The organism is Paraburkholderia sp. BL23I1N1 (genome assembly GCF_003610295.1).
Taxonomy (GTDB): domain Bacteria; phylum Pseudomonadota; class Gammaproteobacteria; order Burkholderiales; family Burkholderiaceae; genus Paraburkholderia.
This window is the reverse complement of record NZ_RAPV01000001.1, coordinates 5418480-5444950: the sequence shown is the minus strand read 5'-3', so window position 1 is coordinate 5444950 and position 26471 is coordinate 5418480. Positions and strand designations below refer to the sequence as shown.

Below are 26471 nucleotides of genomic sequence, written 5' to 3'. Positions count from 1 at the left end.
CGCGAATAATGGGCCGGCAAGTGCGCTTCCCGGCTCGACACCGGGCGCGTCCTACGGCCAGGTGGCTCACCGTATCGGCGGGAGATGAAACGGCGTGGGCTGCGTGAGTACTTCTGGCTTGAGGATCTCGTCGAGTTGTTGTTTGGACAACAGTCCCCGCTCGAGCACGATGTCGCAGACGCGTCCACCCGAGGCATGGGCCTCCATCGCGACCGATGTCGCGTTGGCGTAGCCGATATACGGATTGAGTGCCGTCACGATGCCGATCGAGTTCTCGACCGACGCGCGCAAGCGAGCCTCGTTGGCGGTAATTCCTTTGACGCAGCGCTCGGCGAGTGTCAGACAGCCGTTGCGCAGGTGGGTCACGCTCTTGAACAGGCTGTGCGCGATGATCGGCTCGAAAGCATTCAACTGGAGCTGACCGGCCTCGGCCGCGAAACTGACGGTGACATCGTTGCCGATGACCTCGAATGCAATCTGGTTCACGACCTCCGGGATAACCGGGTTGACCTTTCCCGGCATGATGCTCGAGCCCGCCTGCATGGGCGGGAGGTTGATCTCCCCAAGGCCCGCGCGTGGGCCGCTGGAGAGCAGACGCAAGTCGTTGCACGTTTTCGAGAGCTTCACTGCCACGCGCTTGAGCACGCCGGACAACTGAACGAACGCGCCACAGTCCTGGGTCGCTTCCACGAGGTTGGGTGCCGTGATAAGTGGACTGCCCGTAATGTCCTTGAGGTGCTTCAGGATCAGCGGTGCGTAATCGGGGTGCGCGGTAATACCCGTTCCGATCGCCGTCGCGCCCATGTTGATTTCGCAGATCAGCAAAGCCGCCTCCCGAAGCCGTTCCTCATCCTCTCCGAGCATCACGGCGTAGGTGCTGAATTCCTGACCGAGCGTCATCGGCACCGCATCCTGCAATTGCGTACGTCCCATTTTCAGAACGTCCTTGAACTCCAGCGCCTTGGCTTCAAAAGCGTGCCGCAAAACCTCCATTGCCTCGATGAGACCCAGGATGCCGAACCAGGTTGCGACTTTCAGGGCCGATGGGTACACATCGTTGGTGCTCTGGCCGATGTTGACCTGCTCGTTCGGATGCAAATACTGGTATTCGCCCTTCTTCTTCCCTAACAGTTCGAGCGCGCGGTTGGCGATGACCTCGTTGGCGTTCATGTTGGTCGAGGTCCCGGCGCCGCCCTGAATCACGTCAACCACAAACTGATCATGCAGCTTGCTTTCCAGTAATTCAGCGCAGGCACCGACGATCGCGTCACAACGCGCCTTGTCGAGCAGACCCAGCTCATGATTCGCCTGTGCGGCGGCCTGATTTATGCATGCCAGTGCCTTGATCAACTCCGGGTAGACGGAGATCGGTGAACCGGTAATGGGAAAATTTTCCAGCGCACGTAGCGTGTGAACACCATAGTAGACGTCAGCGGAAACTTCACGATCGCCAAGCAGATCATGTTCGGTTCTAAAGGAAGTCTCGGCAGCCATGGACATGCTCCTCACGCGGAAATGGAGTGGATTGGGGTTGAAGACAACCGTTGAACAGCGCGCCCTGGCACCAAAGTCAGAAGGTGCCAGAGAAGGCTTGCTGAACCTTGCCAGGGTTCGTTATGCCGTTTGCGATGAGTAACTAGGTAAGCAACCGCGCCTTTTGCGGATTCAGATCGAATGAGACGACGAAGCCGCGCTTGTCGATCCGCCCGGCCGCATTGACCCTACAAGTACCACCGGCTTGTCCGAATGCACAACGTTCTGCAGAAAGAATGCCGTTTCTTCCATCGTATCCGTGCCGTGGGTGATCACGATTCCGTCTGCTTCGTTTCGATCGAAGGCCTCCTGAATACGTCGCACAAGCCGGAACCAGATCTCGTCGCTCATATCCTGCGATGCTGATCGCTTCGATCTGGATCGAGGACGGCACGGCGCGTCACATCATGGACGCGCAGCTTGCCGAGATTCGCGCGCGGCAAGATCTGGCGCGCGAGTTGCTGCCGCAGGAATTGCTGCAGACCGATCCAGCGTGCATGTTCGTTTGGCTCAAGTTGCCGCCGCCGTGGCGTGCCGACGACTTCGCGGCAAATGCGAAAGCACGCGGCGTGGTGGTGATGCCGTCGTCGGCGTTTGCCGTGGACAGGTCGGAGATCGAACACGGCGTCCGGATCAACCTTGCATGCGCGACGAGCCGCGATCAGCTCGTGAGTGCATTACGGCTGTTGACGGGCACGCTGAAGGATCGTCCTCGGGCACTGTTCGGCACGATCTGAAAGAAGGACACCAGGCACGCGCCTCCTCTCCCATCAAATTCTTCAACGGCCAAAGGAATAAACCCATCACGCTGCACGTTCATTCACCGCAACGACCATCGTCATAAGCGAGGTGCGGTCATGAAATCTGTGCTTAACGTGTTGAGCGCCATGGCGGGCGGCGTGGCATTGATGGGTCTGGTCGCGTGCGGGGGCGGTTCGGGGTCGATCACCGCTCAGTCGTATGCGACCAGCACGCTGGTCTCCGACCGCGCGGTTTCCGCGCCACACACCGACGCAAATCTGAAAAACGCGTGGGGTATCGCGTTCAATCCGAAGGGCTTCGTGTGGGTTGCCGATAACGGAACCTCCCTCGCCACGCTCTACGATGGCAATGGTGTGCCGCAATCCCTTGTCGTCAGCATTCCGAACGGAATCAGCGGACCGGCAAACCCGACCGGTATCGTGTTCAACGGCACGACGGATTTCACGGTCACGCAGGGCGCCAAGACCGGCGTGGGCGCCTTTATCTTTTCCGGCGAAGGCGGCACGATCACCGCATGGGCGCCGGCCGTCGCGCCCACGACCGCGATCGTCATGTTCGACGACGGTGCGGGTGGCGCGGTCTACAAGGGGCTCTCGCTCGCCAGCAACGGCACGGCGAACTTTCTCTATGCCACCGACTTCCATAACAACAAGATCGACGTGTTCGACAAGAACTTCGCGAAGGTCGCGATGCCCGGCAAGTTTCAGGACGCTTCGCGGCCGGCGGGGTTTGCGCCGTTCGGCATTCAGGCGATCGGCTCGAAACTGTTCGTGACCTACGCAAAACAGAACGCGGTTGCGCATGACAATCTCTCCGGTGCCGGGCTCGGCTTCGTCGACGTATTCGATACGGGCGGCAATCTCCTGCAGCACTTCGCCTCGGCCGGTCCGCTGAACGCACCGTGGGGCGTCACCCAGGCACCGGGCAACTCGGCAGCTTCAGCGGCGACATCCTGATCGGCAATTTTGGCGACGGCACGATCAACGCCTTCGATCCGGCAAGCGGGCAATCCCTCGGCACCGTCAACCTGTCGAACGGAACCACGTTTGTGCAACCAGGGTTTTGGGGGTATCGCATTCGGCAACGGCTCGATAATCAGCCGGTCAATACGCTATTTTTTGCCGCGGGGCCCAATGACGAAGCAGACGGAGTTTATGGCCGCATCGACGTGAAAATGTGAACGGCGCCGCGCGGCGTGAGCAGCTAACTCTTCACGCTGCGCAACGCACAAGCGGACAGCGTGGCGAGACGCTCCACACTCAGCAGACGGGCGATGCGTTTCAACGCATGGCGCGCGCGACCGCGCAGATGCGCCATGCGCAACCGGCGCCAGAAACGGCCCGGCACAAAATCGTCGAAACGCGCCTCTCTTTCCAGCAACGCCTTACCGCCCGGCAAATGGACGAACGAACAGCAGCGAAACCAGCGCACGTCCCGATAGTTATTGCCGGGCCAATGGCGGCCCACGGCCTGATAGGCGCCCACCTCGATCAGACCGTGCCCCTCGTCGGCCAGCACATTGAGTGCCGCCGAGATGAACGCTTCGTCGCCATGATGTTTCAGTCGCTCGATTTCGGCGATATAACGCGCGTAACTGGCGCGAGCACGCGGCACCAATTGACGTAATGCGGCGGGTGTCGCCAGAAGAAATTCGCCGCCGTACCAGCGCGGATTCTTGAGCCGCCGGTCCGCCACGATTTCCAGATCCGCGACCACCCGTTCGCTGCCGTACGGCGGAAACACCTGATCCGAAATATCGAATGCGCCGAGCCCCATTTCAGCACAGCGCTCGATCAGATCGTGCGCGAGCGGAAGCAACGCGACCATGTCGGCGTCGAGCAGCAACAGCATCGTGTCGGCGGGCAGCGAATCGGCCATCTGGTCCATCAGATCCAGCTTGAAATGCGCGGCGTAGAACGGCGTGTCCTTCGGCAACTCGATCGTCGCATTCAGGATCATCAGCGCGGGCCGGTGCTCCGGCGTCATGCTTTCGAGCCGTTGCGCGACCAGCTCCGGCGCATTGGTCATGATGGTCAGCCTCGGCATGCCAACCTGCCGCAAGCTGTTGTTCAGGCAGATCGCCTGACTCACATACGATAGCGGATCGCGATTCCTCGAGTTGGGACCCGGGCTCGCGTCGACATCCACATAAACCAGCGTGCAAGGAAAAAGATTCACGTTGCTCCTCACGATGCGTGAGAGACGGTTCGCTTTTTCCAGCGCTGCCGTGATCGTTCGCGGATTGATCCACAGGTGCTTTCGTAAGGCAGGCCAGAAGCTCGCGCGAGGCGCGCAGCCGTCATGCCGCGGCTCGCGCCATCATGGCGTCACACTCGAGCCGGGTGTGCTGATCTGCGGCGATGGACTCGGATGAACCGGGGCGCAGGATCAGGTATGAGCTATCGTTTCACGTCCTTGCATGACCTTTCCGCCAAAAGTCAGCGAGACACAACGCCGGTGCCGTCAATCGGCTTTTCGCCGGTCGAAAGTACGCGGCACGGTCTGGTGTTTTTTACAGTTCGGTGAACAAGTTACCTGAGTGCCCTGTGTCACTGCCGCGCGATTTTCGCGTCAACTTTCAGCCGCGCTGTTTTGCTCGTATCGCATGCCGTGCGAGCCGAGCAAACGGTACAGCGTCGTGCGCGAAATGCTGAGTTCGCGCGCGGCGTCGCCGAGCCGCCCGCGATGCCTTAGCAACGCGAGTTCGATGGCCTGTCGCTCCGCCGTCTCGCGCGCCCGGGCGAGGGTCACGGGCAACACCGCGACGTAGGCGGAAAGTTCGAGGTCGTCCGCGCTGATCGTTCGCCCTTCCGACATCACAATGGCGCGGCGAACCCGGTTGATCAGTTCCCGCACGTTGCCAGGCCAATCGTATTGATGCATCGCTGCGATCGCGTCCGGCGAAAAACCAACCAGCCGGCGACTCGCATCCTTCCTGTAGCGATCCAGCGTGTACAGCGCGAGCAATTCGATGTCCTTACCGCGCGTGCGAAGCGGCGGTTCGTCGATTCTCAGTACGCACAAGCGGTGGTACAGGTCCGCGCGAAAGCGCCCGTCTTCGATCGCGGCCTCCATATCGACGTGAGTCGCGGAAATGATCCGCACGTCGACATTGATCGAACCGTTGCCGCCCAGGCGGTCGATGGTGCTTTCCTGCAGAAAACGCAACAGGCTCGCCTGACTCTCGAACGGCAGATCGCCGATTTCATCGAGAAACACGGTGCCGCCATGAGCCGCTTCCACGCGCCCTATTCTGCGTTGACTCGCGCCAGTGAAGGCGCCGCGCTCGTAGCCGAACAACTCGGACTGCAACAGGTGGGGCGGAATCGCACCGCAATTGATGGCGACGAACGGCGCGTCGCGACGCGCAGAGCGCGCGTGAATCGCCGCCGCGGTCAACTCCTTGCCCGTGCCGGATTCGCCGGAAACGAACACGGGGGCATCGTTTGCCGCAACTTTGCGGATCGCCTGGAATAACGCGAGCATGGCATCGCAGGTGCCGATCATGTCGCCTTCCGCCGTGGACGTATCGACGAATACGGGCTCGCCGAGCGAGATCATGCCGCAGGCATGGCCTACCGTATCGACAATCCTGGCGTTTGCCGCAGGGAGCGTCACGTAGTCGAAACAGTAGTCGCGCACCAGCCGGCGTACGGCAGCGTCATCGAATTCCGGGGTCGCGGTCATCGCCACCCAGCCGACGTTCGGCATGGCCACGCAGGCTTCCAGCGCGGCAAGGTCGTGGGAATCGAACACGCTCGACAGATCGAGCAGCCCGGCCGCCAGTGAGCCGTCATCCACCGCTTGCTGTACCTCACGAACCGAACCGATGACTTCAACCTTCCAATCGCGCTCCTCGAAGCTCGCCAATAGATCCGGCGAAGGATCGCGCGTGAAGTAGATAACACGCCGCGTAATGGCTTTGATTTTCTGCATTGTTTTTTGTTGTCCCGCAGAGCCTGCTCTGAAACGCGTTGCGTTCAGGAGCCGCGCTGCTGCTTTGGTCCTGTTGCCCCGTGAACGCGGATGCCTGTCCTCGCAAATCAGGCGCGTGCTTGGAGCTGCCATTTCATGATGCATCGGTTCCGGCGAGCCGACGGTGCTGCTCAACGTTGGCTCGAGAGAAACCGGATGCGATAACGACAGCCGATCATACGCGGCTGCCGGCTTGCTGCAATGCGGCCTGACTATATTTGATAATTGCGTTTGATAATTGAGCTTGATGAAGGGCCCCTGCCGCGTTGCCCAGGTTGGCTAGACAAAAATATCGCACGGCCGGTCGGCCCCTTGAGTCGATGCCTAGTGCCTCAGCTTCCTGAAAAACTTGCGGATCTCGGCAGCGAGCATATCGGGTTTTTCCATCGCGGCGAAATGGCCACCGCCCGGCATGTCGGTCCATTGCACCACGTTGAAGGTCCGTTCGAGCCACGTGCGCGGCGGATGATGGATCTCCTTGGGAAACCGGGCGAATCCCACCGGCGGTACGACGCGTTGCCCCTCGGCGAAGCGCATCGGCTGCAAGCGGTTTTCCCAATACATCTGCATGGCTGAACCGATACTCTGCGTGTACCAGTAGAGCGAAATGTTGGTCAGCAACGCGTCTTTCGAAAACACGCGCTCGATGTCGCCGTCGCAATCGCTCCATGCGCGAAACTTCTCGCCGATCCAGGCGGCGAGCCCCACCGGCGAATCGTTCAGCGACGCCGCCACGGTCTGCGGTTTCGTGGTGTGCATATGCGCATAGCCGCCTTCGAGCGCCGCCCATTCGCTCTTCTCGCGCAGATAGGCTTCCTCTTCGGGTGTAAGCGGCATCTGCGCGGCGCCGCTCGCGGGCTCATATGAGCTCGGCAGGAAGTTGAGATGAATACCGTCGACAACCTCGCGATGCCGTGCCGCGAGCGCGATCGAAACACCCGCGCCAAGATCGCCGCCTTGAGCGCCAAAGCGTTCGTAACCGAGGCCACGCATCAGCGAAGCCCACACATCCGCCACCTGAAACGCGGAGGTGCCGGGCGCCGCGGGCGCCGGCGAAAACGCGAAGCCGGGCAGCGACGGAACGACGACGTCGAACGCATCGGCCGGGTCGCAGCCGAATGCGGACGGATTGCATAAACGCTCGAGCAGCGCGTGGAATTCGAAAAACGACCCCGGCCAGCCATGCGTAATCACGAGCGGATAAGGCGCCGGGCCGACGCCGCGCCGATGCACGAAGTGCACGCGCTGACCCTCTACTTCGGCGAGAAATTGCGGTTGCAGATTCAACCGGCGCTCGGCCTCGCGCCAATCGAAACGCTCGGCCCAGTACTCCGCGAGTTCGCGCAGCCACGGGGAATCGGCGCCTTGCTGCCAGGCGGGCGACGGTGTCGCCGGTGCCCAGCGTGTTGCTCGAATACGCTGGCGAAGATCGTCTATGTCGGCGTCCGGTACGGCAATCTGAAACGGCTCTATCTGCATGTCAGTTCATCCAGCACAAGGTGTGGGGATAGCGGGCGCTTAGGACTCGACAACGCCGGTCACGGCAATTCAGTGGGGAGCGAAGGGTCAAAACGGGCACCGAGCGTACGCGGCAATTCTGCATGGTACACAATGAGCGGATTTTCCGTTCTGCGTCCCGGAGACCCCCATGCTTGCAGCGCTCGCGGCACTACTCATCTTTCAATGCCTTGGAGAAGGCGTGTCCTATGTGTTCCATCTGCCGGTGCCAGGTCCGGTGATCGGCATGCTGCTGTTGTTCGGTTTTCTCATGCTGCGCCCGCGGGCCGCCGATGCAATCGAGCCGACCGCGCTCGAATTGCTGCGTCATCTGTCTTTGCTCTTCGTGCCGGCGGGCGTCGGCATCATGGTGTCGGCGAGCCGGATTCGCGGCGACGCAGTGGCGGTGATCGTCTCCGTTGCAGTCAGCACCACGCTGGCGATCGCCGTCGCCGCGCTCGTGACCCGCGCGCTGATGCGGCGCCAACGCCGGGATCCGGGCGCTTCGGAGGTGGTGTCGTGACCGCCATTCCGAAGCTCGGCGCCATCTGGGTCTATCTCGCCGCGAGCCCCTTGCTCGGCCTGACCATTACGCTGGTCGCCTATCTGATCGCCCAGTCCATCTACGCAAAGGCACGCTTCAATCCGCTCGCCAATCCGGTGCTGATCGCCGTGGCGCTGCTGGTGGTGCTGCTCGAAATTACGCACACGCCGTATGCCACCTACTTCGAAGGCGCGCAATTCGTCCACTTTCTGCTCGGGCCGGCGACGGTCGCGCTAGCACTGCCGCTCTACCGGCAGTGGCCCAAACTGCGCCGGTCCGCCCTGCCGCTGCTCGGCGGTCTCGTTGCCGGGTCGTTGACGGCCATCGTCTCGGCCGTCGGCGTGGCGGCGCTGTTCGGCGCGTCGCATCAGACTGTCGCGTCGCTTGCACCTAAATCCGCGACCACGCCGATTGCGATGGCGGTCGCCTCCGAGATCGGCGGCATTCCGTCATTGACCGCGGTGCTCGTGATATCCACCGGGGTATTCGGCGCCGTTTCGGCTCGTTTCATTCTGAACACGTTGAGTATCGACGAGCCGGAGGTGCGCGGTTTCGCACTCGGGGTTGCGTCGCATGGGATCGGCACGGCGTGGGCGTTCCAGGTCAGCGAGGAAATGGGCGCATTTGCAGGCCTCGGCATGGGCCTGAACGGCATCTTCACCGCGTTTGTCGTGCCGGTGCTGATGCCGCTTGCGGCGCGCTGGTTGTTTGCTTGAGGGCTTGAAGGCTTGAGTGCTTCACCGTCATAAGCAGAAAAGCCCGCGAAATGCGGGCTTTGCTACAACTTACAGCCAGCACCGCCTGCTTAGAAGCGGTGACGGATACCCACCGTGCCGACCACCTGCGAGTCGGTCGCCGAGCGGCTCACGCCAACGATATCCGCCGTGATGCCCGAGTCACCCACGCTGCCGACGTGCTGGTATGCCGCTTCAACATACACGTCGGTACGCTTGGACAACGCATAGTCGGTCTGCACCGTGATCTGCTGGTACTTCGGGCTCGCGCCGTTCAGACGGGCATCGGTGTACGTGTACGCGCCCGACAGCGTCCATGCCGGCGTGAAGGCGTAACGTGCGTTCAATTCATAGTTCGTGAAGCGCGCGCTGCCGCCCGTCAGCGCGAATCCGCTCGACGTACCCGACGCCGACGATCCGATCGCCGTGGCGTTGTTCAGTTGCGTCTGCGTGAACAAGAGGCCGACGTTGGCCGCGCCGAACGCATAGTTCACACCCGCGCCATAGGTGCGCTGACGGCTCGCGTTGAAGGTGGAGTCGCCGTTTGCCACGGCGCCGTTCGTGTTGGTGGTCGAGCCGCCGCCGTTCAATTGCAGGTAGCCCGCGGCAAATTTCAGACCGCCGAATGCGTACGATGCGCCGACGCTGTAGGCGCGGCTGTCCGCGAAGCTGCCCGCTGCATTCGAGAAGCCGTACAGCGCGCCGAACTTGAAGCCGGCGTAGTCGACGCTCTGGAATTTGACGGCGTTGTTGATACGCACCGAGTTGTTCAGGTTGTCGTTGTCGTACGGGTGCGACGCGAGCGTGCCGCCGTATTGCGTGCCGTTCAGCGCGAGCGGGGCAAGATAATCGACCACGCTGTCGTACTGGCGACCCAGCGTGACCGCGCCGAACTGGTCGCTCGACAAACCGACGAAGACCTGACGGCCGAATTCACGGCTGTTCTGACCGAGCTTGCCGGTCGACAGATTGAAGCCGTCTTCCAGCACGAAGATAGCCTTCAGGCCATTGCCCAGGTCTTCCGATCCACGCAGGCCCCAACGGTCGCCGTTCAGGATGCCGCTGGCTTGCTGGAAGTTTTTGCTGCCGCCCGAGTTGCTGGTGTAGGTCAGGCCCGTGTCGATCAGGCCGTACAGCGTGACCGAGCTTTGTGCGTGGGCGGCGCCCGCGGCGCCGACGAGTGCGAGCGAGAGGCCCGACAATACGAATTTGTTCATTGATTTCTCTCCTGTTTCGAATAGCGGATGCTATTGAGCGGCGGAGAATATCTCGCGGATCAAAATACTGTTTTTCAGTAAATTACTGACGTTGCGTTTATGCGACGCCATTGATTTTTTACTTTCAGATCGTTTCATTGGGGCGGCTAGTCTGGCGCCAGATAGGAAATGGAGCGCACTCCTCTCGCGAGCACGCTCCAAGTGCCTGCTTTAATGCTTCTCCCGGAGAAGCAAGCGGGCGCAGAATAGCATGCGGCATGCTCTCCAACGATTCACACTGGCCAATTTATTATTCCAATTAATTTCCACGGAAAGTATTTGGAATACATTTTCAGTCGAATAAACGCATTACGCCGATTATTTCGGCAATTGAAAATAGTCATTGCCAATTTTAAAAGCCGCTGGAATATCGCACGATCGGCAAAAAAGATGCACCCCATCCGCGATCTGTGCAGCTTCAAGGACGCGGCGCGGTGGTCAGGCTCGGTGCGCCGCCGGGTCCAGCCGGGTCTGGATTGCCGAACGCGGGAAGACTGCCGTCGGCGCGAGCGCGGGCGATTTCCTCGCGCACCTGGGCGCGTGTTTTCGGGCCGCTCTCTGACTTCAACGGGGTATCGGTGGCGGGCGTGAACTGCGGTGTCCGTTGTGTCGATTGCGCGGGTGCGGCTTGCGGGGTTGGCGGCGCTGCTGGGGTCAGCTGAATCGGCTGTATCGGCTGCGTCACAGCAGACGCTCTGGTTACGTTAGCGATGACCTTCGCCTCGGCCGGCACAGAAGGTGGAGAACTCGCAATGGCAGGCGCGCCGACGCCATTCGCTTTCCCGCCCGCCATGCTTCCCGCGCTAACTGCGGTTACTGCGGTTACTGCGGTTTCGGGAACCCGCGTGTTTTTCGCGTAACTGGAGGATGGACGGTTCGAGTGTTCGCGTATTGCAACGTGGCTTGCGTGGGGTCGACCTGTTTTCGAGGAAGACGACGCAAGTCGTGCCGATTTCACCCCTTGCCGCGTCGGCTTCTCCACATGCGCAGCAACTGGCGCGTGCTGCGCCTGCTCCGTGCGTGCTTCGACTTCTCTTTGCAGCGCGAGATCCTGTTCGTCATCCCGGTGTGCCGGCCGTATCGCGTCCAGTTGCGCCTGCGCAGCGGCAAGATCGTTGCGCTGCAAACTTCTTCGCGCCGCCCGTAGATTCCCGTCAATGGCCGCAGCGGATTCGCTGCGTGCAACGACCGGTCCGGAACTCACCGAACCGCTTATCGTGTCGCCGCGTGTGTAATGAGCCGACGCACTGTCGCGCTCAAGACCGAGCTCGTCCGTCGGCAACCAGCCTTTTCCCGACTGCGAAATAAAAGCCGCGATTGCCACCGCGCCGACAAAAAGGCTCGTCAGAACGATCTTCCTGGGTTCGCTCACGATGACGCCTCCCTCTCAATTCGTGGACATGCGCGTGTGCGGGATCGCAAACGCGCCCGAATTCATCAGAGGGTTCACAGCGAATCAATAGATGCCGCCGCAACGACCGCGAGTTCGGGCCGATACAGTCACAGACGAACAAGTGTGCAAGCTGGACGCGTCCTATCTGCTATTTATAGTCGCGAAACGTCGATTCGTCCGCTGGCATAGGTGTGTTGGCCGAAAAAGCCAGCTTGCTGGCCAGGCTTTCCTAGGACGATTGTTTGAACTGCGAATCAATGAAATAGCGGCTTTGAATTCGGCGTTTGAATTCGACGCATGCAGCGCGCGCCTACACGAGCGGCCCCTCGGTCTGCTTGCCGCGCACAGCAACCGCAATCGAGCTTCCGACAATCAACGCGATACCGAACAGCGACATGCTGCCGATCGTCTCGCCCCACGCGATATAGCCGAATAGCGCAGCCCACACTATGCTGGTGTAGTTATACGGCGCGAGCGCGCCGGCATCGGCCTGGCGGAATGCCATCGTCATCAGCAACTGCCCTGCCGTGGCAAATCCACCGAGCAACGCCATCACCGCGAGCGCCTGGATCGAAGGCGTACGCCACGCGAAAAATAGCGAGGCCCCGGCGACAATCGTGCCGATCACCGTGAAATACAGCACGGTGGTGCGCGAATCGTCAGTGGCGCGAATCCGCTTGATCTGGATGATCGATAACGCGCCGAAAAATGCGCTTGAAATCAGCAGCGCCGGACCGAGCCAATTCGAATGCGAACCGTCCGGGCGCACCACGAACAGCACGCCGACAAAACCGACCGCGGCGGCCAGCGCATCGCGCGGCTTGAGCGTTTCCTTCAGAATGAGTGGCGCAAGAACGATGACCAGCAAGGTCTCCGAGTAGACGATCGCCACCGCTTCGCTGAGCGGGACATAGGGCAGCCCGGCAAAGAACAGCCCCGAGGCGCCGAGCAACGTCAACGAACGCAAAGTCTGTCCGCGCACATCCATCTGCCTGAAACGATCGACAAGCGGTTTGCCGCGCAGGCAAACCGCCACGGCTGGCAACAGGCCGAACGCCATCCGGAAGAACGTCACTTCATTGGACGGATAGTCAAGCGTCACGGATTTCGCCAGAGCATCGACAAGCGCGAAGCAGAACATTGAAACCAGAATCAGCGCGACACTGCGCAGCGGCACGGCTGCATTCCGGACTGCGGTGATGGGCGGCATGAATTTTCCTCAGAGCGTGCGGAGAAGGCTGCGCCGCTTTGATTTCACCCCGATGAAAGGGTGGCGTAATGGTGACGTAATCGGAAAATGGATTATGCCTGCAGTGCCTCGCGGCATCGACCGGAAAAGCGCACCGAAAATACTGTATAAAAACACAGTATAATATCCAGGATGAACAGCCCTGCGCGCCTTGCGGGGCCATCGCTACGCCACGGTTGGAATGTATGGTGCATCAACAAGGCTTATTCGCACCCGAACCTGTGTCCCTCATCCATGATAAGGAGGGCGGGATTCGTTATTTACCTGATTCGATCCCGGCCATCGCCGCGCAGCAGTGGTTCAACCAGGCGCTCGGGAATATCGGCTGGATGAGCCAGCAGCGCATGATGTACGACCGGGAAGTGGCGGTGCCACGTCTGCTCGCCACTTTCTCGCGTGAGTCCGGAGATCTGCCGGCGCCGCTGGGCGAAGCATTTGAAGCCGTCCGCGCCCTGGTCGGCGCGCCGTTCAATCGCGTCGGCCTCAATCTCTATCGCGACGGCAACGACAGCGTCGCGCTCCACGGCGACAAGACGGAAAAGCTGATGCCCACCCAGCCTATCGCCATCATCTCGCTCGGCGCGAGCCGCCGCATGTCGATCCGGCCGAAAGCGGGGTCCGGCCGGATCGTGCATGTGGACCTGGAGCCAGGCAGTTGCATCGTCATGAGCTACGCCTCGCAATTCACGCATGAGCACGGCATACCCAAGGCGGCCGGCGTAACCGAGCCGCGTATCAGCCTGGCGTTTCGCTGCTTTGCCGTCTGACGCGGCTTCCGAGCCTGATTATTTTGCCGCGAGTTTCGCGGCGATCTGAGCGACGTGTCGGCCCTGGAAGCGTGCAATGGCCAGTTCGTTCTCGCTGGGGTGGCGCGAACCGTCGGCCTTGGTGAGCGTAGTGGCGCCATACGGCGTGCCACCCGAGATTTCGTCCATGTTGAGCAGGCGCGATTCGGAATACGGCACGCCAACGATCACCATGCCCTGATGCAGCAGCGTCGTGTGAAAGCTCGTGATCGTGGTCTCCTGCCCGCCATGCTGGCTCGCGGTACTGGAGAACACGCTGCCGACTTTGCCGATCAGGCCGCCGCTCATCCACAAGCCGCCGGTCTGATCGAGGAAGTTGCGCATCTGCGCGCACATGTTGCCAAAGCGCGTGGGCGTGCCGAAGATAATGGCGTCCGCGTTGCCCAACTGCTCGACCGTTGCCACCGGCACATGCGCAAACGCCGCGCGCGCCGCTGTGGCGCCGCTCTTCTCCAGCACCTCGTCGGGCACGAGTTCCGCCACCTGAAACAGCGAGACGTCCGTATCGGCCACCTCGCGCGCACCTTCCACCACTGCCTCGGCCATTCGATAAATGTGCCCGTACATGCTGTAGAACACCACCTGAATCGTGGTTGCCATTGCCGCTCTCCTGGTTGGTCGGATCACACCGGTTTCACGCTCGCGTCATCTCAGCTTCACATCGCATTTCCACTTCACCGCTCGCTTACGTCACGCCAAGTTTCGCGAGCAGTGCTTTAGCGGCCGCTTCCGAGGACGCGGGATTTTGCCCCGTGATCAGATTGCCCGCGATCACGACATGCGACTGCCAATCCGGCCCCTTCGAATATCTGCCGCCGCTCTTCTTCAACATATCTTCGACGAGAAAAGGCACCACATCGGTAAGACCGACCGCCGCTTCCTCGGCATTGGAAAAACCGGTAACCGGCTTATCGCACACGAGCGGCGTTTCATCCGGCGCCTTCGTATGCCGTAGCACACCAGGCGCGTGACATACCGCGCCGACGGGTTTTCCCGCGGCATAGAGAGCTCCGATCAGGGCAATTGAATGCGGGTCTTCGGCAAGATCCCACAGCGGTCCATGACCGCCGGGATAGAACACCGCGTCATAGTCCGCAGCCGACACTGTGGAAAGCTTCGCGGTATTCGCTAATGCTGCCTGCGCGTCTGCGTCCTTCCTGAATCGACGGGCCGCGTCGGTCTGCGCATCGGGATCGTCACTCTTCGGGTCGAGCGGCGGCTGGCCGCCTTGGGGTGAAGCGAGCGTCATCTCGACGCCGGCATCTTTGAACACGTAATAAGGTGCGGCAAACTCTTCGAGCCAGAAACCGGTTTTCCGGCCTGTGTTGCCGAGCCGGTCATGTGACGTCAGTACCACCAGAATCTTCATGGAAACCTCGCGAGTCAGTTCAATTCGCGCTGCACCAAGCCGTCGATCGGCGTCGCCGGCTCCAAGCGTTCTGGCAGTATAGGCGGCTATCCGGAACGCAGAAGATGTTTTCCCGTTTGCTAAGCGCGGCCGACGCGATTGGCACGATTGTCACGATTCGCAAACAGCCGCGCCGCACATTACAACGCCGCGTCAGACAACATAAATTTCAGGGTTCTCCACCAAGGGCAAGAACTGCCCTGTGCGCCCATCCAGTGCGAGCATCGCGCCACTTCCGATGTTGAAAATCCAGCCGTGCAATCGCAGTGTTTTGTTCGCGAGGCCCACGGCCACCGACGGATGCGTGCGAATGTTCGCCAGTTGAGCCATCACGTTATCTTTGACCAAAGCGTCGAGACGCTCCGCATCCGATGCGTAAGTTCGTGACGCGTTAATCGCTTTCGCCGCATCGGCGTGACGGAGCCAACCCGCCACTGCCGGCAGATGATCCAGGTTCTTGCACGTGCAGATCGCCGTCATCGCCCCGCAATTAGAGTGCCCGCAAATCACGATATCCTGCACGCCCAGTACCGCCACCGCATATTCGACGGTAGCCGAGACCCCACCCGGCTCCGGGCCATATGACGGCACGATGTTGCCCGCGTTGCGGATGACGAACAGTGCGCCGGGCTCCACCTGGGTCAGTAGCTCGGGAACGACACGGCTGTCCGAGCAGGTCACGAACAACGTGTTCGGACGCTGCGAGATCGACAAACGTTTGAACAATGCGCTTTGCTGCGGGAAGACCTCGCGTTGAAAGCGGATGAGCCCATCTATGATTTCCTGCACGACGTTCTCCGGATAGTCAAAGCCTTAAGCCTGCCGAACCTGCGGCAAAGGCCCGAGGCGTGTCTGCGATCGGTTCGCGCGACTATACCGCAGCCGCGGTCACGGCCTTATCCTTCATCGGTCGACGTTGCAAGCTTGTGGTCGATTCTTAAACACAAACTGTACGCCCGCCCATCCTGACGCCGAAGATAAAAAAACCCCGGATGTTGCCAGCCGGGGCCAACTCTCTCGCTCGCACACCGGAAACCGTGCGTGCATCAGTACTGTACCTGCGCGGACGAAGCGGATATATACGCGAGTCTGGAAGAATCCTTTCCATCGCTCGCCCGCTTCGTGGCTTGAACCCAAACGCGTTGCGCTAATGCGCGCCGTCACTTCGCTGCACGCATAAGCGCAACACAACCGGGTCGATCGCCACCGACCGCGTCTTTGGAAAAGCGAATGATTTAGCGGCTATACATCGCATTCCAGTCGGCAGAGGAAACCGCCGGGCGTCCGCTCTGCGATGTCCCTGCAACGCTGCCGCCGTAGCCGCTCATGTTGCTGTTTTGCGCGGCAATCCGTGCTTCCGCGGCCTGGATCGCGTCGGGATAATGCGCTTCGTCGCCGTCACCGACGCGATAACCCGCCTGCTGAAGTTGAACCAGTTCGGCACGCACCTGCTCGCGCGTGATACGGGAATTCGATTGCGCAAAAACGGTGGCCGAGGCAGCAAGCGAAGCAACGATAACGACGGCCTTGATCAAAGACTTCATGATAAAAACAACCTCCGATGAGTGATGGGTTGCGGTCTGTCGAGCGATGCGCTCCGTGACCGCAGAACCTATTATTAGCCCCAATTCCTCCGGGAATAACTGGCGCACATCGAAGGGATTGTTGTTGAGTCTGGAGAAATCGCCCGGCCACGCACGGCCGGAGGAATATCGCAATGTTTGCAACTGCGCCATGCATTGCGACATGAATGACGCGTGCCGCGATCAGAAGCGCGTGCGCAAGCCCACCGTACCCACCACCTGGTTACCGGTCGAAGACGCGCCGCCCGCCGTATTGATGAAGGCGGTGTAGCCCTCACCGCTCACGTGCTGAACCATCGCCTCGGCGTACACGTCCGTGCGCAGCGACAACGCATAGACGGCCTGCAGATTCACCTGATTCCACTTCGGATCGGTGCCAAATGTCGACGTGCCGCCAACATGCGCGTTCGTGTATGTGTACGAAGCACCGAGGCTTAGTGCAGGCGTCACCGCGTACTTGCCATTCACTTCGAAGTTGTTGAAACGCATGGACCCATGCGTCGCACCGAACGACGCCGTATTCTGAAACTGGCTATGCGTGTAGACAAAACCCGTCGTCACCGGCCCGAAGCCGTAGCTCAATGCCGCCCCGGCCGTGCGCTGAACATCCGCGCCAAGCTGGAAACCGACCGTGCCATTGGCCGTCGATTCCGCGAGATCGACCGCGCCGCCCGTGTTCGTCGTCGAGTTGGAACCGTTGATCTGCAGGTAGCCCGCGGCCGCCTTGAACGGACCGTTGCTATAGCTCACCCCCGCGCTATAAGCACGATTGATCGCAAAGCCGGTGTTGTTCGAAAACGCGTAGAGGCCGCCGAACTTCAGCCCGCCGTAGTTCACGCTTGTGTACTTGACGGCGTTGCTGATCCGTACCGAGTGATTCAGGTTGTCGTTGTCGAACGGATGGGCGAAGCCTGTATCGCCGAAGGTGCCGGCCGTGCCCGATAGCGGCGCGACGAAGTCGACGAGCGAGTCGTACTGGCGACCGAGCGTAAGCGTGCCGAATTGCGTGCTGCTCAGGCCGGCAAATGCCTGGCGGCCGAACATGCGGTTGTTCTGGCCGAGCTTGCCGTTCTGCACGTTGTAGCCGTTTTCAAGCACGAAGATGGCCTTCATGCCGCCGCCGAGATCCTCGCCGCCGCGCAAGCCGAAGCGGCTGCCGTTGATATTGCCGCTCGTCGCCTGAACGAGCGCGCCCTGCGAGCCGCCCTTCTTGACGTTGTTGGTATACATCACGCCCGCGTCAATGAGGCCATACAGCGTGACCGAACTTTGTGCGTGCGCCGCGGTAGCGGCAAGTGCTGCGAACGCCGCGACTGCGGCGGAAATCTTTTTCACGGTAATGCTCCTGCGTAGCTGAGGTCGGGTGTTGAACAGCGACGCGGAGTATAAAAACCCGGAACCGTAAAACGAATGGCTGGGCCTTGGAGCAGTCCTTTATAAATTCAGGAACAATCGTTCATCAACATGCAGCAATCCTGACGCGATGCGACAGTGCGCTGTGTCTTGACCACCCGAAGACGCTGACCGGCACGCCGGCGCCGCGGGACAGGTTGCGTGCGAACAACAAGCCGGCCCGCCGGTGCAGTGCGCTATTTCATGCGTTGCCACACGACTTTCGACGATCCATAGCCGAAGGCACCCGGCGTGATGTACGTCAGCCGGTTGCCGTCGAGCGTAAATGGGCGGCGCTGAACGTCGGCGTCCCAGTTCGGAAAGGTGCTCTTCCTGATGTGAAAGACGATAACGTGCGCCGCCGTGTCCACGGTATACGTGCCGAAATGCGCGACGTGGCCGCGGGCGACCTTCGCGTTCTCTTCCGGCGTGCCTTGCTGCCGGTCCCCCGACGTGAATTTCGGCAGGTCGGCACTCAGCACGAGCAGCACGTAGCGGCCGTCGTTCCCGAAGATGAGTTGCCCTTGCGGATGCGGGCCGAGCAATTCTGCTTCGTTGCCGCTCTTCGCCACCGTCAGCGAGACGAGCGACCACGATCCCACGAGGCTGTCCGCCGCCTGAGCAACAGCATTTGGCACTGGCGCGCAGAATGCCATGAGCGCCAGTACGATGGCGGCGAGAAACTGCTGCGTTGGTTTCATGACGTTCTCCACGCGCGCGGGGACGTGAAGTCAGACGAATCCGTCGCGCTTCGCCAGCACCTGCGGAAAGATCCGCCGTCCGATTACACGGCGCGCCATTCCCGGACTCGACCGCGTACCGGCGTCCACAATCGCGTGGAGGCGACGATGTCGGGCGAGACAACAGACAATGGGGATTGTGGCCGGGTGCTTTGAAGCGTAGGTGGTTTGCCGGTGAAAAGCTATGGGAGCGGGCCCGGCGCTCACATGCCGGCCCGCCCTCCCAGGTCAGGATCGGGGCCGCTCGGGCCTCAGTTGAAATCCCCGGTTTCGAGTTCCACGGATTTTCCCCCATTTTTTTCGAGGACCCGGCGCGTAGCATTTTCAATCCGCGCGCGATTGGCTTCAAAGGTCCCGACCAGATTGTGGGCCGATGGACCCTCGTTGCCGAAATGGTCGTTCAGCGCATCCAGCGACACGCTGCACCAGACGTCAGTCCCATCGACATTGGCTTCGAAGGCGACGCGCGCCGCTGCCACCACTTCACGGCGTCCGGTGAATTCGATCCTCATAATGACCCTCCATTTGGCGAAATTCACGCTGAATGGGCGAAACTTGTGCCAGGGCGCTTTGGCGTTGCTTTAACTCCGCTTTGACTTCGCGCTTCAACTTCGCGCTTTAAATCCGCTTACTTGCCGCTTTAGCCCGGTCACCGCTTTCCGCGTTCAGCGCATATTCTCCGCAAGGTGCATACTCGACCTCGGCCGCCTTCTGACGGCCGCGCTTTTGCGTCCCGGCATGGCTCTCACCTGTCACACCGCCGGACGCTTCCCACATCCTAATACTACCGCCCCATGTCCCGCAGCCCGCAATCGTCGCGTCCTTTAGTCATTGCCGCAGTCATGGCCTCAATGGCGATGGTCGCCATCGAAGCCACCATCGTGTCCACCGCCATGCCGCAGATCGTCGCGCAACTCGGCGATCTGCATCTGTATAGCTGGGTCTTTTCATCGTTCCTGCTAACGCAAACCGCCATGACCGTGGTCTTCGGCAAGCTCGCCGATCTCTATGGGCGCAAGCCGGTCATGCTCGCCGGCATCGCGATCTTTCTGCTCGGCTCGGTGTTGGCCGGCTTCGCCTGGTCGATGCCCGCCATGATCGTGTTCCGCCTGATTCAAGGCATCGGCGCGGGCGCGATCCAGCCGGTCACGCTCACCATCGTCGCCGATCTCTATCCGGCGCGCGAACGCGGCAAGGTGCAGGGTTATCTTGCCAGCGTGTGGGCCATTTCAGCGGTGGTCGGGCCAATGGTCGGCGGCTTCATCATTCACAACCTCTCGTGGGCGTGGATCTTCTGGATGAACGTACCGATCGGCCTTGCCTCCGCAGCCGGCTTCATCGCGTTCCTGCGCGAATCGGAGCGGCATGCGCGTCCGTCGATCGACTTCGCGGGCGCGGCGCTGTTCATGGCGGCCATCGCGGCTCTGATGATGGCACTGACTTACGCCGGCGACGACGACATGGCCCGTGCCTCGCTCGCAGGCGCCGCGTTCGCACTGTGCCTGTTGCTGTTCGTATTCCAGGAGCGCCGCGCGGCCGAGCCGATGATCTCGTTCGCGCTCTGGAGCCGCCGGCCGATTGCCGCGTGCAATGCCGCAACCGTGCTGTCCGGCATGATCCTGATGGGTGCCACCACCTTCCTGCCGATGTATGTTCAGGGCGTGCTGCACCGCTCGCCGGTGGTCGCCGGTCTGGCACTCACGATGATGATGGTGGGCTGGCCGGCGGGCGCGACGCTCGCGGCGAAATCGTTTCACCGCATCGGCTTGCGGCGCATTCTGATCGGCGGCAGCGCGTTCGTGCCGCTCGGCGCGTTCCTGCTCATGTTCCTGCAGCCTGGCGGCTCGCCGCTCGTCGCGGCGTTCGGCTCGCTCATCATGGGCTTCGGCATGGGCACATCGAGTGTCAGTTCGCTGGTGCTGATTCAGGAAATCGTCGAGATGAACGAGCGCGGCAGCGCCACCGCGTCGAATCTCTTTTCGCGCAATCTCGGCAGCACGCTGGGCGCGACCCTGTTCGGCGCGGTGCTCAACTTCGGGCTCAGTCACTCGAAGGACGTCGCCGTGGTCACCTCGGATCAATTGAAAGCGTTGCTGCAGAATCACGTGGCGAGTCTCGCCGACAGCGACATGATCCGCATGGTGTTGCATCAGTCGCTGCATCTGACCTTCATCTCGATCTTTGCGATTGCGATTTTTGTGGTCGTGCTGCTGGGCTTCGTGCCCGCAGTCAATATCGGGCCGGCGAAGAAGGTCCCGCTGGAAACGTTGTCGCCGCTTGAGGACTGAGCTTCGCTACGCGCCGCCCGCGGGCAAGGCGGTGGCAAAAAAATCGACCGCCCGTTGGGCGGTTTGCGCATGCACCACGTCGCGATCGACACCCGGATCGTCCTTGCAGATCGTTGCAAGGCGTTCCATCGCTCCGGGGAGGCAGGTGTCCAGAAACGTGTAGTGCGAGGCGCGCGGGACCATCGTGATGCTTGCCTTGGGCATCAACCCTGCGATGCGGTGAATGTTGGTGTCCACCGGCGCGGTCACGTCGGCCATGCCCGCCAGCAGCGACACGGGAATGGTCACGTCCGCGAGCGAGGTGCTGTCGAACGCCTCGCCTAGCGCCGGCGCGATCGCAAAGACCGCCTTGATGCGCGGGTCCCGGTACGAGTCGCCGACTCGCGCCTGTGACGCCTTCGTTTCCGGCGACAGCGCGGCGAGCATCAAGGGGGGCGCGCCGGGGTCCTCATGGAGTCTGGCGAGTTCCGGCGGGTGGCAGATGGCATCGGCCTCCGGTGACGTGCAGAAGCGCTCGAACGCCGCCAGATTGGTTCGCGCGCCCGCCAGTTCGAGAACCGTATACCCACCGAGCGAGAAGCCCACTGCGCCGATCCGGTCCCGGTCGACATGCGGACCCAGCATCGGGTCGGCGAGGACGCCGTCCAGCACTTCGCTGGCATCTGTCGCGCGTTCCCACCAGAGCATGAAGCCGTCGCGGGTCAGCGGCTCCAGGGCGTTGTTCCCCGGATGATTGGTGCCCGCCACGATATAGCCCTCGGCGGCGAGCGCCGATGCCAGCCAGTCGAGACTGTCCGCGCTGCCGCCGGTACCGTGCGACAGCACGAGGAGCGGATAGGTTGCGCGCGCACTGGAAAGCGGCGCATCAACGGCAGCCGGATGCCCGTGGAAAAGCCGATGACCGGGCGCGCCGATGTCATGCGCAACCTCGGGGCGAGCCGGATCGGCCGGATACCAGATGGTCGTCACCAGCGCCTGGGTCCGCGCCTCGCGCCAATGACGGGCCACAGCGGGATGAAAAACGCGCGTCGCCTCGCCCACATGCCAGGAAGCATGATCTGCCGGCACGGCGGCGCCCGCCCAAAACAACGCCGCCGAACACCCGAGCGCGGCACAGCATGAACGAAACATAGTTAGTCCTTGCGAGTGGGGATCGTCAGATTCGTCGCGTTCGGTGCGGGACTTCGTCATGGCGCTAGGATAGCGGCCTCAGTGGCGGAAGATGGTGCGGAGTTTGCGAAATTTGTTGAGGCGCGGATGGCATGGCGGCGCCTCAATCACCGCCCCGGCGGAGCCCCATCATCCACGTATAGACAGCATCCACCGCCGCGGAGCGCGCCGGCTGCGCCGAGCGCATCAACCAGAGCGGCGCGAGCGCGAACCCCGGCACTTGCGGCAAGACCTCGACGCGCCCGCTCGTCAATGCGTCGCCAGCCGTGAGGCGGGACACCATCGCGATACCGCCTTCCTGCTCGGCGGCGGCCACGAGGATGCGAGCATCGTCGACCGTCATCGCACGCCGCGTACGCAAACCGCCGCGCCTCAATTCAGGCAACCAGGGCGCCCACTCCGGACGCGGCTCGTGAACCAGCAGCGGGGCCTGCGTCAGGACTTCGGGAAAAGGCGCCGAACGTAGACGGCGCGCGGTCATGGGCCCGCAAATAGCGATCGCTTCCTCGTCGAGCAAAGGTTCGCAGATCACTTCTGGCGTGCGGATTTCCTTGGCAGACACGACCAGATCGACATCGACACGATCGATCTCGTTCACCTCGTCCCCGGTGATGAGCCAGATCTCGATGTTCGGCAACGCTGCCGAAAACGCCGGCATGCGCGGCATGATCCAACCCGTCGCAAACTGCGGCGCGCAATAGACGATCACCGAATCGGGATTGCCGTACGGCTCGATGCGATCGCGTCCATCCGCGAGGGTCGTCATCGCCGACGTCACGGTCTGCGCATACAACGCGCCGGCGGCCGTCAGCGCCACGCCACGCCCGATCCGCCGGAACAGCGGCTGCCCGGTCCATTCCTCGAGTTGCTGGATCTGATGGCTGATCGCCGATTGCGTCAGCGCCAGTTCCTGCGCGGCGCGCGTGAAGCTGCCGAGGCGCGCGGCAGCGTCGAAAGCGAGCAAGGCCTGCAGTGGGGGAAGTCTACGCATTGGGTCACCATGGCCACGGTCAGCTATTAGAAATATCGATACTTCCAGCAAGATTCTTCGCTATTCGCCGGAATATTGCCTCGCAATGATAGCGCCAGTTGCCCTTCACACGTCGTCTGCCGCGCAGTTTGCCACTGCGACAGACATGAGAAATATTTGTGTGACGGCTCTCATTGAAACTGACCGGATCGACACTGCATGTCCCAGAACCTGCCCCTGAATCTGAACGCTTTGCAACCCACCGCCGGCGCTGACCCTGCTGCCGCGCAACCCGCTGCCCCCACTTACGCCGGCGTGCTCTCCTTCATGCGCCGGCCCTACACGCGCGACCTCACCGGCGTCGACGTCGCCGTATCGGGCATTCCACTCGACCTCGCGACCACCTTCCGCCCCGGCACGCGGTTCGGCCCGGCGGGCATGCGCGCGGCCTCGGTGCAACTGGCCGAGCTGGGCGCGTTTCCGTGGGGCATCGACCCATTCGATCATCTCAACGTAGTCGACTACGGCGACTGCTGGTTCGACGCTCACAACCCGCTTGGCATTCGCGACGCGATCATCGCTCACGCCCGCGAGATTCTCGCGACCGGCACCCGCATGCTGACGCTCGGCGGCGATCACTACATCACTTATCCGCTGCTGGTCGCGCACGCTGAAAAATACGGCAAGCCGCTGAGCCTGATTCATTTCGACGCGCATTGCGACACCTGGCCGGACGACAACCCCGATTCGCTGAACCACGGCACGATGTTCTACAAGGCGATCCGCGAAGGGCTGATCGACCCTGCGCGTTCGGTGCAAGTCGGCATCCGCACCTGGAACGACGACTTCATGGGCGTGCGCATTCTCGACGCGCCATGGGTCCACCGCAACGGCGCGCAAGCGACGATTGACGAAGTGTTGTCGATCGTCGGCGATGCGCCCACCTACCTCACTTTCGACATCGACTGTCTCGATCCGGCCTTCGCGCCCGGCACTGGCACGCCGGTGGCGGGCGGACTGAGTTCGGCACAGGCGCTGGAGATCGTTCGCGCGCTGGGCGCCGTGAATCTGGTGGGCGCGGACGTGGTGGAAGTGTCCCCGCCCTACGATCACAGCGACGTCACCGCGCTCGCCGCGGCCCACCTTGCCGCCGACATGCTGTGCCTGATGCGCAATCAGAAACTGCAACGCCAGCAGCGCGTGTCAGACCACAACCGCTCCGTTGAACCCATCGCAGGATGACCACCATGCCCCATACCGTCACGAAGCGGACGCCCGCCGCACCCTTGCTGGCCGCGCTCCTGTTCTGCGCATTCGGCGCCACCGTGCACGCCGACGAGAAGCAACTCAATCTGTACAACTGGGCCGACTACATCGCGAAAGACACGGTGCCGAACTTCGAGAAAGAGTCCGGCATTCATGTGCAATACGACGTCTACGACGGCGACGAAACCTTGCAGGCGAAACTGCTGACTGGTTCGACGGGCTACGACGTCGTAGTGCCGACCTCGAACTTTCTCGCCAAGCAGATCGAAGCCGGCATCTACCAGAAACTCGACAAATCGAAACTGCCGAATCTGGCGAACCTCGATCGCAGCCTGCTCAAACTGGTCTCGGATGCGGACCCCGGCAATCAGTACGCGGTGCCGTGGGCGTGGGGCACCACGGGGCTTGGCTACAACGTGACGCGGGTCAGGAAGATTCTCGGCAACGATGCGCCGCTCGATAACTGGGACATCCTTTTCAAGCCCGAGTATCTGGGCAAACTGAAGAGTTGCGGCGTGTCGGTGCTCGATGCGCCGACCGATGTGTTCGCGGTCACACTGCACTATCTCGGCCGCGATCCGAACAGCGCGAACCCGGCCGACTACCAGGCCGCGTACGAAGCGCTGAAGAAGATTCGCCCGTACATCACGCAGTTCAACGCGACCAGTTATATCAACGATCTCGCGGGCGACGACATCTGCTTCGCGCTGAGCTGGTCGGGCGACGTGTCGATGGCGAGCCATCGCGCGCGTGAAGCCAACAAAAGTTACGAGGTCAAATACTTCATTCCTCAAGGCGGCGCGCCGGTCTGGTTCGACATGATGGCGATCCCGAAAGATGCGCCGCATCCAGAAGCCGCGCTCGACTGGATCAACTACATCGAGCGCCCCGAAGTTCATGCGGGGATCACCAACGCGGTGTTCTATCCGAATGCGGATGCCGCCGCGCGCAAATTCGTGCGGCCGGAAATTCTCAACGATCCGACCGTGTATCCGCCGGAGTCCGTGCTGAAAACGCTGTTTCTGCTCAAGCCGCTGCCGGCGCAGATCAAGCGCCTGGAAGGCAGGCTATGGGCGCAGTTGAAGACAGGCGGATAACCGAAAGGCGGCTGCGGTTCAGCCGCCTTTCGCGTATAGCGTCGACTCCGCGAACCCTTCGGCGGCGAGCACCTGTCCGACAAGAATCAGCGCCGTCCGCTCGATGTGAGTCGTCTGCACTTTGCCGACGATGTCGTCGAGCGTACCCGTGATCTTTTCTTCGTCCGGCCAGCTCGCCCGATAGATCACCGCGATCGGACACTCACCGCCGTAATGCGGCCGCAATTCATCCACAATGCGCGCGAGATGGCGCACACCGAGGTGTATCGCCATCGTCGCGCGATGTCTTGCCAGGTCGGCGAGTTGCTCGCCTTCCGGCATCGTTGTTTTGCTTGCGAAGCGCGTGAGGATCAGCGTCTGCGAAATATTGGGCAACGTGAGTTCACAACCGAGCGTTGCCGCGCAGGCTGCAGTCGCCGTCACGCCGGGCACGATTTCGTAAGGAATGCCGAGTTCGCGAAGTCGGCGAATCTGCTCGCCGATCGCACCATACAACGACGGATCGCCGGAATGCACGCGCGCCACGTCCTGGCCCTTCTCGTGTGCGGACTTGAGTAACGCGACGATCTGATCGAGGTCGAGATCGGCCGTATTCACGACCTGCTCCGCGTGATGCCCCTCCAGCACAGCGGCCGGCACCAGCGAACCGGCGTACAGGATCACGGGGCAGCCGCGCACGAGGCGCTGCCCTTTCACTGTGATCAGTTCCGGGTCGCCGGGACCCGCGCCGATAAAAAACACCGTCATTCACGACTCCATGATTCGTTCGGCAGGCATGTCATGCATGCATGCATGCATGCATGCACGC

General features: G+C 61.6%; 23 protein-coding genes and 3 pseudogenes. 8 read left to right on the top strand and 18 right to left on the bottom strand.

Annotated features, from left to right (window positions below; translation table 11 throughout):
* Positions 1-66: 66 nt before the first annotated feature.
* Both aspA and B0G76_RS25430 read right to left on the bottom strand, forming a co-directional pair.
* Entirely contained in the window at positions 67-1494 is a 1428-nt protein-coding gene (aspA, locus tag B0G76_RS25435; RefSeq protein WP_120294957.1) for an aspartate ammonia-lyase, read from the bottom strand.
* 195 nt (positions 1495-1689) lie between these two features.
* A pseudogene (locus B0G76_RS25430) lies at positions 1690-1893 on the bottom strand (asparaginase domain-containing protein); the annotation flags it as partial.
* Here B0G76_RS25430 and B0G76_RS25425 point away from each other — a divergent pair.
* Both B0G76_RS25425 and B0G76_RS25420 read left to right on the top strand, forming a co-directional pair.
* A pseudogene (locus B0G76_RS25425) lies at positions 1890-2270 on the top strand (PLP-dependent aminotransferase family protein); the annotation flags it as partial. The pseudogenes B0G76_RS25430 and B0G76_RS25425 sit on opposite strands and share 4 nt — an antisense overlap.
* Positions 2271-2390: 120 nt before the next feature.
* Positions 2391-3475: pseudogene (locus tag B0G76_RS25420) on the top strand (TIGR03118 family protein).
* 23 nt (positions 3476-3498) lie between these two features.
* On the opposite strand, the gene B0G76_RS25415 reads toward B0G76_RS25420, so the two are convergent.
* From B0G76_RS25415 to B0G76_RS25405, 3 genes are all read right to left on the bottom strand, one after another.
* Positions 3499-4473: a hypothetical protein gene (locus tag B0G76_RS25415; RefSeq protein WP_120294956.1), complete on the bottom strand. Its 975-nt coding sequence runs from the start codon at positions 4471-4473 to the stop codon at positions 3499-3501.
* 393 nt (positions 4474-4866) lie between these two features.
* A complete protein-coding gene (locus B0G76_RS25410; protein WP_120294955.1) occupies positions 4867-6231 on the bottom strand; it encodes a sigma-54 dependent transcriptional regulator in 1365 nt (454 codons plus the stop codon).
* Between the two features lie 363 nt (positions 6232-6594).
* A complete protein-coding gene (locus tag B0G76_RS25405) occupies positions 6595-7749 on the bottom strand; it encodes an epoxide hydrolase family protein (RefSeq protein ID WP_120294954.1) in 1155 nt (384 codons plus the stop codon).
* A gap of 169 nt (positions 7750-7918) precedes the next feature.
* Between B0G76_RS25405 and B0G76_RS25400 the strand changes: the two genes are divergently transcribed.
* Together B0G76_RS25400 and B0G76_RS25395 are read left to right on the top strand one after the other, a co-directional pair.
* Positions 7919-8290 carry a CidA/LrgA family protein gene (locus tag B0G76_RS25400; RefSeq protein ID WP_120294953.1) on the top strand — a complete coding sequence of 124 codons (372 nt, stop codon included), beginning with the start codon at positions 7919-7921 and terminating at the stop codon, positions 8288-8290.
* Positions 8287-9027, top strand: a complete 741-nt coding sequence (locus tag B0G76_RS25395; RefSeq protein ID WP_120294952.1) for an LrgB family protein — start codon at positions 8287-8289, stop codon at positions 9025-9027. The genes B0G76_RS25400 and B0G76_RS25395 overlap by 4 nt, the downstream gene beginning before the upstream one ends.
* An 89-nt stretch (positions 9028-9116) precedes the next feature.
* On the opposite strand, the gene B0G76_RS25390 is transcribed toward B0G76_RS25395, so the two are convergent.
* The 3 genes from B0G76_RS25390 to B0G76_RS25375 all read right to left on the bottom strand — a co-directional run bounded on the left by B0G76_RS25390 (position 9117) and on the right by B0G76_RS25375 (position 12904).
* Positions 9117-10262: a porin gene (locus B0G76_RS25390; RefSeq protein WP_120294951.1), complete on the bottom strand. Its 1146-nt coding sequence runs from the start codon at positions 10260-10262 to the stop codon at positions 9117-9119.
* A gap of 457 nt (positions 10263-10719) precedes the next feature.
* Positions 10720-11673, bottom strand: a complete 954-nt coding sequence (locus B0G76_RS43005) for a hypothetical protein (RefSeq protein WP_183082142.1) — start codon at positions 11671-11673, stop codon at positions 10720-10722.
* Positions 11674-12004: 331 nt separating this feature from the next.
* Entirely contained in the window at positions 12005-12904 is a 900-nt protein-coding gene (locus B0G76_RS25375; protein ID WP_120294948.1) for a DMT family transporter, read from the bottom strand.
* A gap of 224 nt (positions 12905-13128) precedes the next feature.
* Between B0G76_RS25375 and B0G76_RS25370 the strand changes: the two genes are divergently transcribed.
* Positions 13129-13710, top strand: a complete 582-nt coding sequence (locus B0G76_RS25370) for an alpha-ketoglutarate-dependent dioxygenase AlkB (RefSeq protein ID WP_120294947.1) — start codon at positions 13129-13131, stop codon at positions 13708-13710.
* An 18-nt stretch (positions 13711-13728) separates the two neighbouring features.
* Here B0G76_RS25370 and wrbA read toward each other — a convergent pair whose 3' ends face one another.
* The 7 genes from wrbA to B0G76_RS25335 all read right to left on the bottom strand — a co-directional run bounded on the left by wrbA (position 13729) and on the right by B0G76_RS25335 (position 19384).
* Positions 13729-14349: an NAD(P)H:quinone oxidoreductase gene (wrbA, locus tag B0G76_RS25365; RefSeq protein WP_120294946.1), complete on the bottom strand. Its 621-nt coding sequence runs from the start codon at positions 14347-14349 to the stop codon at positions 13729-13731.
* 85 nt (positions 14350-14434) lie between these two features.
* Positions 14435-15118, bottom strand: a complete 684-nt coding sequence (locus B0G76_RS25360) for a type 1 glutamine amidotransferase domain-containing protein (RefSeq protein ID WP_120294945.1) — start codon at positions 15116-15118, stop codon at positions 14435-14437.
* Between the two features lie 192 nt (positions 15119-15310).
* On the bottom strand, positions 15311-15946 hold the full coding sequence (locus B0G76_RS25355; protein WP_120294944.1) for a carbonic anhydrase: 636 nt from the start codon (positions 15944-15946) through the stop codon (positions 15311-15313).
* A gap of 446 nt (positions 15947-16392) precedes the next feature.
* The gene (locus tag B0G76_RS25350) at positions 16393-16701 is read right to left on the bottom strand and encodes a DUF4148 domain-containing protein (protein ID WP_120294943.1); all 309 of its coding nucleotides are present in this window, start codon (positions 16699-16701) and stop codon (positions 16393-16395) included.
* Between the two features lie 222 nt (positions 16702-16923).
* Entirely contained in the window at positions 16924-18075 is a 1152-nt protein-coding gene (locus B0G76_RS25345; protein WP_120294942.1) for a porin, read from the bottom strand.
* A 254-nt stretch (positions 18076-18329) separates the two neighbouring features.
* A complete protein-coding gene (locus B0G76_RS25340; RefSeq protein ID WP_120296799.1) occupies positions 18330-18833 on the bottom strand; it encodes a lipocalin-like domain-containing protein in 504 nt (167 codons plus the stop codon).
* A gap of 290 nt (positions 18834-19123) precedes the next feature.
* On the bottom strand, positions 19124-19384 hold the full coding sequence (locus B0G76_RS25335; protein ID WP_120294941.1) for a DUF1488 domain-containing protein: 261 nt from the start codon (positions 19382-19384) through the stop codon (positions 19124-19126).
* Between the two features lie 282 nt (positions 19385-19666).
* Between B0G76_RS25335 and B0G76_RS25330 the strand changes: the two genes are divergently transcribed.
* Complete coding sequence (locus B0G76_RS25330; protein WP_120294940.1) at positions 19667-21160, top strand: MDR family MFS transporter; 1494 nt, start codon at positions 19667-19669, stop codon at positions 21158-21160.
* Between the two features lie 6 nt (positions 21161-21166).
* Here B0G76_RS25330 and B0G76_RS25325 read toward each other — a convergent pair whose 3' ends face one another.
* Together B0G76_RS25325 and B0G76_RS25320 are read right to left on the bottom strand one after the other, a co-directional pair.
* On the bottom strand, positions 21167-22291 hold the full coding sequence (locus tag B0G76_RS25325) for a peptidase (RefSeq protein WP_120296798.1): 1125 nt from the start codon (positions 22289-22291) through the stop codon (positions 21167-21169).
* Between the two features lie 142 nt (positions 22292-22433).
* Positions 22434-23321, bottom strand: coding sequence for a LysR substrate-binding domain-containing protein (locus B0G76_RS25320; RefSeq protein WP_120294939.1), 888 nt, complete (start codon positions 23319-23321; stop codon positions 22434-22436).
* 198 nt (positions 23322-23519) lie between these two features.
* On the opposite strand from B0G76_RS25320, the gene speB reads away from it, so the two are divergent.
* Positions 23520-24542 carry an agmatinase gene (gene speB / locus B0G76_RS25315; RefSeq protein ID WP_259460721.1) on the top strand — a complete coding sequence of 341 codons (1023 nt, stop codon included), beginning with the start codon at positions 23520-23522 and terminating at the stop codon, positions 24540-24542.
* Positions 24543-24547: 5 nt separating this feature from the next.
* Positions 24548-25663, top strand: a complete 1116-nt coding sequence (locus B0G76_RS25310; protein ID WP_120296794.1) for a polyamine ABC transporter substrate-binding protein — start codon at positions 24548-24550, stop codon at positions 25661-25663.
* An 18-nt stretch (positions 25664-25681) separates the two neighbouring features.
* Here B0G76_RS25310 and cobM read toward each other — a convergent pair whose 3' ends face one another.
* Positions 25682-26410, bottom strand: a complete 729-nt coding sequence (cobM, locus tag B0G76_RS25305) for a precorrin-4 C(11)-methyltransferase (protein WP_120294938.1) — start codon at positions 26408-26410, stop codon at positions 25682-25684.
* Between the last annotated feature and the right edge of the window lie 61 nt (positions 26411-26471).

Coding starts and splice junctions, on each gene's coding strand:
- aspA (WP_120294957.1), bottom strand. CDS start 1,494: ATGGCTGCCGAGACTTCCTTTAGAACCGAACATGATCTGCTTGGCGAT.
- B0G76_RS25410 (WP_120294955.1), bottom strand. CDS start 6,231: ATGCAGAAAATCAAAGCCATTACGCGGCGTGTTATCTACTTCACGCGC.
- B0G76_RS25405 (WP_120294954.1), bottom strand. CDS start 7,749: ATGCAGATAGAGCCGTTTCAGATTGCCGTACCGGACGCCGACATAGAC.
- B0G76_RS25400 (WP_120294953.1), top strand. CDS start 7,919: ATGCTTGCAGCGCTCGCGGCACTACTCATCTTTCAATGCCTTGGAGAA.
- B0G76_RS25390 (WP_120294951.1), bottom strand. CDS start 10,262: ATGAACAAATTCGTATTGTCGGGCCTCTCGCTCGCACTCGTCGGCGCC.
- B0G76_RS25375 (WP_120294948.1), bottom strand. CDS start 12,904: ATGCCGCCCATCACCGCAGTCCGGAATGCAGCCGTGCCGCTGCGCAGT.
- B0G76_RS25370 (WP_120294947.1), top strand. CDS start 13,129: ATGGTGCATCAACAAGGCTTATTCGCACCCGAACCTGTGTCCCTCATC.
- wrbA (WP_120294946.1), bottom strand. CDS start 14,349: ATGGCAACCACGATTCAGGTGGTGTTCTACAGCATGTACGGGCACATT.
- B0G76_RS25360 (WP_120294945.1), bottom strand. CDS start 15,118: ATGAAGATTCTGGTGGTACTGACGTCACATGACCGGCTCGGCAACACA.
- B0G76_RS25350 (WP_120294943.1), bottom strand. CDS start 16,701: ATGAAGTCTTTGATCAAGGCCGTCGTTATCGTTGCTTCGCTTGCTGCC.
- B0G76_RS25340 (WP_120296799.1), bottom strand. CDS start 18,833: ATGAAACCAACGCAGCAGTTTCTCGCCGCCATCGTACTGGCGCTCATG.
- B0G76_RS25335 (WP_120294941.1), bottom strand. CDS start 19,384: ATGAGGATCGAATTCACCGGACGCCGTGAAGTGGTGGCAGCGGCGCGC.
- B0G76_RS25330 (WP_120294940.1), top strand. CDS start 19,667: ATGTCCCGCAGCCCGCAATCGTCGCGTCCTTTAGTCATTGCCGCAGTC.
- B0G76_RS25325 (WP_120296798.1), bottom strand. CDS start 22,291: ATGTTTCGTTCATGCTGTGCCGCGCTCGGGTGTTCGGCGGCGTTGTTT.
- B0G76_RS25320 (WP_120294939.1), bottom strand. CDS start 23,321: ATGCGTAGACTTCCCCCACTGCAGGCCTTGCTCGCTTTCGACGCTGCC.
- speB (WP_259460721.1), top strand. CDS start 23,520: ATGTCCCAGAACCTGCCCCTGAATCTGAACGCTTTGCAACCCACCGCC.
- B0G76_RS25310 (WP_120296794.1), top strand. CDS start 24,548: ATGCCCCATACCGTCACGAAGCGGACGCCCGCCGCACCCTTGCTGGCC.
- cobM (WP_120294938.1), bottom strand. CDS start 26,410: ATGACGGTGTTTTTTATCGGCGCGGGTCCCGGCGACCCGGAACTGATC.